General features: G+C 74.8%; 3 protein-coding genes and 1 pseudogene. 3 read left to right on the top strand and 1 reads right to left on the bottom strand.

The features are described from left to right. Positions 1-767, top strand: a pseudogene (locus ACFF45_RS35035) (hypothetical protein); the annotation flags it as partial. A gap of 270 nt (positions 768-1,037) precedes the next feature. On the opposite strand, the gene ACFF45_RS35030 reads toward ACFF45_RS35035, so the two are convergent. Then, entirely contained in the window at positions 1,038-1,964 is a 927-nt protein-coding gene (locus ACFF45_RS35030) for a L,D-transpeptidase family protein (RefSeq protein WP_381351068.1), read from the bottom strand. Positions 1,965-2,098: 134 nt separating this feature from the next. Here ACFF45_RS35030 and ACFF45_RS35025 point away from each other — a divergent pair, with 134 nt between their 5' ends. Together ACFF45_RS35025 and leuE are read left to right on the top strand one after the other, a co-directional pair. After that, positions 2,099-3,679, top strand: a complete 1,581-nt coding sequence (locus ACFF45_RS35025) for an acyl-CoA mutase large subunit family protein (protein WP_381351066.1) — start codon at positions 2,099-2,101, stop codon at positions 3,677-3,679. Positions 3,680-3,718: 39 nt separating this feature from the next. Further along, positions 3,719-4,366 carry a leucine efflux protein LeuE gene (gene leuE, locus ACFF45_RS35020; protein ID WP_381351065.1) on the top strand — a complete coding sequence of 216 codons (648 nt, stop codon included), beginning with the start codon at positions 3,719-3,721 and terminating at the stop codon, positions 4,364-4,366. The last annotated feature ends 140 nt before the right edge of the window (positions 4,367-4,506 follow it).

The raw sequence follows: 4,506 nt of genomic DNA, 5'->3' as shown, positions 1-4,506 counted from the left end.
CCGTCGACGCGCCGGGCCGGGCGCTGTCGTGCGACGCCGGGCTGGTGCGCATCGCGGCCGGCCGTACGGCCGCTGCCCGCCGCCCGCGCCCGGTCCGGCCGGTGCGGCTGGGGCTGGCGGCGGCGCTGGCCGTCGTCCTGGTCGGCGGGGTGGCCGTCGCGGCCGGAACCGGAGTGCTGGGCACGTCCCTCCGGGACGACGAACCCGGTCCCGCCGCCTCGGCCTCGGCCGTCGAGCCGCCCGAGCGTCCGCTGGTCCCGTCCCCGCCGCCGCGCGCCGGGCAGCCCGGCCCGGCCACCCCGGACGGCCGCGTCCCCGACGGCCCCGGCTCGTCCGGCGACGGCGCGCCGGCCGCCGGCGGGGACACCGAGGAGACGGCGGGTGCCGCCGGCGCCGGGCGGCGGACGGTCACCCGGGCCTGCCGCGACCTGCGCGCCGGCAAGGACCTGGACGCCGGCCGCGAGCGGGCCCTGGGGGAGGTGGCGGGCGGTTCCCCGCGCGTGCGCGCGTACTGCGACGCCCTGCTCGGCGGCGTCGGCGGCCCGGACGACCGGGACGGGGACAAGGACACCAACAGGGACGAGGCCAAGGACAAGGCCGAGGCCGAGGAGAAGGACAAGGCCGAGGACAAGGACAAGGCCGAGGCCGAGGAGAAGGACCGGGGCGAGAGCGGCGACAAGGGCGACGGCGCCGAGGACGGCCGCGACGGCGGGGGCGGCACGGCCCCCGGGCTCACCGGCGGCTCCCGCTCCGGCACCTCCTCGTAGCCGACGGCGTTCGGGTCCGCCCACCTGCCGAGGCGGGCACAGTCGCTGCCGCCGTCCCCGGCCCCGTCGCTTTCAACGCTCTGACCTGCGGCTTCGCCAGCCGGGTAGATATTTCTCGGCCGGGGTGTGACGTTTTCGGCCGCGTGCGCGCAGTACTGAGTGAGCCGACTGGTCATCGGCCGCGCACGGAGCCGGGGTTCCCCCCGTACCTACGGCTCGTGCACCTGAGCGCGGGCGGGACACGTTCCCCCGGTCCCGCCCGCGCCCCCCTCACCAGTGGACGACGACCTTGTCGCCGTTCCTCACCTCCTTGAACAGCTGCGCGATCGCCGTCTCGTCCCGGACGTTGACGCAGCCGTGCGAGGCCCCGGCGTACCCCCGGGCGGCGAAGTCGGGCGAGTAGTGCACGGCCTGCCCGCCGCTGAAGAACATGGCGTACGGCATCGGCGAGTCGTACAGCGTGGAGTGGTGCCGGCGGGACTTCCAGTACACCTCGAAGGTGCCGTCCCGGGTGGGCGTGTACCGCGAGCCGAAGCGCACCGGCAGGGTCGTCACCGTACGGCCGCCGACCATCCAGCGCAGGGTGCGGCTCGTCTTGCTGATGCACAGCACCCGGCCGGTCAGGCAGCGCGCGTCGGGCGGGGCGGCGGGCTGGCCGCCCATCAGGTACAGGTCCCAGTGGCCCGGCTCGCGGGTCATGCCCAGCAGCCGCCGCCAGGTGACCGTGTCCGTGCTGCCGGTCCGGGGCAGCCCGCGCTTGCCCTGGAAGCCCCGCACGGCCTGTACGGTCAGGTCGTCGTAGGTACCCGTCGGACCGTCGAACAGCCAGGCGATCTGTCGCAGCCTGGCCTGGAGTTCGCGTACGTCGCGGCCGGAGTCGCCGCGTGCCCACAGGACCGCTGCCGGGGCGGACGGCCGCACGGGGGCCCTGGACGGCGCGGCCGGCTTTCCGGCGGTCCCGGGCGTGGCGGGCGGCTTTCCGGCGGTCCCGGGCGTGGCGGGCGGCTTTCCGGCGGTCCCGGCGGCTTCGGCGGCTTCGGACGAGGTGGGCGGCGGGGCGGGTGCGGTGCGGGTGATCTCGATGTGGATCGGTCCGCGCGGCCGTCCGTCCGGGCCCACCGTCTGCGCCGTGCAGCCGCACACCGTCACCAGCGCCGCCAGCGCGGCCACCGCCCTGCCCGTACCCGCACCGCGCATGACCGTTCCCGTCCTCTCGCCGAAGCGCTCCGGTGTCACCTGGTGGGATGGCTTCCCGCGCGTGACGGGCCGCGAACGGCGCGGCATCGTGGTGGGCTAAGGAGTGAGTCACTGCTCGGCGGAAGGCACCCACCATGGCGCGCGAGTCGGAGTCCGGACTGCCCATCGAACCGGTGTACGGGCCGGATGCCCTGGAGGGCTGGGACCCGGCCGTGCGGCTGGGCGAACCCGGTGCGTACCCCTTCACCCGCGGGGTGTACCCGACGATGTACACGGGCCGCCCCTGGACCATGCGCCAGTACGCGGGCTTCGGCACGGCGGCGGAGTCCAACGCCCGCTACCGGCAGCTGATCGGACACGGCACGACCGGCCTGTCGGTCGCGTTCGACCTGCCCACCCAGATGGGCCACGACTCCGACGCGCCCCTGGCGCACGGCGAGGTCGGCAAGGTGGGCGTCGCCGTCGACTCGATCGACGACATGCGGGTGCTGTTCGACGGCATCCCGCTGGACCAGGTGTCGACGTCGATGACGATCAACGCCCCGGCCGCGCTGCTGCTGCTCCTCTACCAGCTGGTCGCGGAGGAGCAGGGGGTGCGCGCCGACCGGCTGACGGGCACGATCCAGAACGACGTGCTGAAGGAGTACATCGCGCGCGGCACGTACATCTTCCCGCCGAAGCCGTCCCTGCGGCTGACCGCCGACATCTTCCGGTACTGCCGGGCCGGGATCCCCCGGTGGAACACCATCTCGATCTCCGGCTACCACATGGCCGAGGCGGGCGCGACACCCGCGCAGGAGATCGCCTTCACCCTCGCCAACGGCATCGAGTACGTCCGTACGGCCGTCGCCGCGGGCATGGACGTCGACGACTTCGCCCCGCGCCTGTCCTTCTTCTTCGTCGCCCGTACGACGCTCCTGGAGGAGGTCGCCAAGTTCCGTGCCGCCCGCCGGATCTGGGCCCGGGTGATGCGCGAGGAGTTCGGCGCGCGCGATCCCAGGTCGGCGATGCTGCGCTTCCACACCCAGACGGCCGGTGTGCAGCTGACGGCCCAGCAGCCCGAGGTGAACCTGGTCCGCGTCACCGTCCAGGCGCTGGCCGCGGTGCTCGGCGGCACCCAGTCCCTGCACACCAACGCCTTCGACGAGGCGATCGCCCTGCCGACCGGCCGCAGCGCGCGGCTGGCCCTGCGCACCCAGCAGGTGCTGGCGCACGAGACCGACGTGACCGCGACCGTCGACCCCTTCGCCGGCTCCTACGCCGTCGAGCGGATGACGGACGACGTCGAGGCGGCCGTGGCCGGCCTGATGGCGAGGGTGGAGGAGCTGGGCGGGTCCGTCGCGGCGATCGAGCGCGGCTTCCAGAAGGGCGAGATCGAGCGCAGTGCCTACCGGATCGCCCGGGAGACGGACGCGGGGGAGCGGGTCGTGGTCGGCGTCAACCGCTTCACCACCGACGAGGCGGAGCCGTACGAGCCGCTGCGCGTCGACCCCGCCATCGAGGACCGGCAGGCACGGCGCCTGGCCGAGCTGCGCGCCGGACGTGACCGCGGCGCGGTGGCCTCGGCCCTGGCGGGGCTGCGGAAGGCCGCCGAGGGGCAGGACAACGTGCTGCCCCCGATGAAGGAGGCGCTGCGGGCGCGGGCCACCGTGGGCGAGGTGTGCACCGCCCTGCGGGAGGTCTGGGGAACGTACGTTCCTCGTGACGCGTTCTGATGGGCCCCGCTGTCGGACCGGCGTGCGACACTCCTGTGCATGTTCGGCGTCATCGACCTCCCGACCTATCTGGCGGGCCTTGTCCTGATCATTCTGCTGCCCGGGCCCAACTCGCTGTACGTGCTGTCCGTCGCGGCCCGGCGCGGGGTGCGCGCCGGGTACACGGCCGCGGCGGGGGTGTGGTGCGGCGACATCGTGCTGATGACCCTCTCGGCGGCCGGGGTGGCCTCGCTGCTACAGGCGAACGCCCTGCTGTTCGGCATCGTGAAGTACGCCGGCGCCGGCTATCTGACCTGGCTCGCGATCGGCATGCTGCGGGCGGCGTGGGGGATGTGGCGGGCGCGGCGGGAGGCCGCGGCGGCGCCCGCCGCGCCGGGCGCCGGTGACGAGCGGCCGTTCCGGCGGGCCCTGGTCATCAGCCTGTTCAACCCCAAGGCGATCCTGTTCTTCGTCGCCTTCTTCGTGCAGTTCGTCGACCCGGGCTACGCCCATCCGGCGCTGTCCTTCGTCGTGCTCGGCGCGTTCGCGCAGCTCGCCAGCGTCCTGTACCTCAGCGGGCTGATATTCGGCGGTACGAAGCTGGCGGCCGCCTTCCGCCGCCGCAGGCGCCTGTCGGCGGGGGTCACCTCGGCGGCGGGGGCACTGTTCCTCGGGTTCGCGGTGAAGCTGTCGCTGACCAGCGCCTGACGGCCGATCAGCGCGCGGCGGGGCGCCCGGCCGCGCGGGCCTTGAGGATGGCCCGGGTGAGCAGCGGCGGCAGCAGGTCCACCGCGAGCCGCCGGGCGCGGCTGCGCGGGCGCCGGGCCGGGGCCGGGCTGTCCGCCGCG

The organism is Streptomyces cinereospinus, assembly GCF_042430725.1.
GTDB classification, from domain to species: domain Bacteria; phylum Actinomycetota; class Actinomycetes; order Streptomycetales; family Streptomycetaceae; genus Streptomyces; species Streptomyces cinereospinus.
Note: the sequence above shows the minus strand (reverse complement) of the source record. Positions and strands in the feature narration are given on the sequence as shown.

Excerpts from the sequence above, each read along its gene's own strand:
- ACFF45_RS35025 (WP_381351066.1), top strand. The coding sequence starts at position 2,099 with ATGGCGCGCGAGTCGGAGTCCGGACTGCCCATCGAACCGGTGTACGGG.
- ACFF45_RS35030 (WP_381351068.1), bottom strand. The coding sequence starts at position 1,964 with ATGCGCGGTGCGGGTACGGGCAGGGCGGTGGCCGCGCTGGCGGCGCTG.
- leuE (WP_381351065.1), top strand. The coding sequence starts at position 3,719 with ATGTTCGGCGTCATCGACCTCCCGACCTATCTGGCGGGCCTTGTCCTG.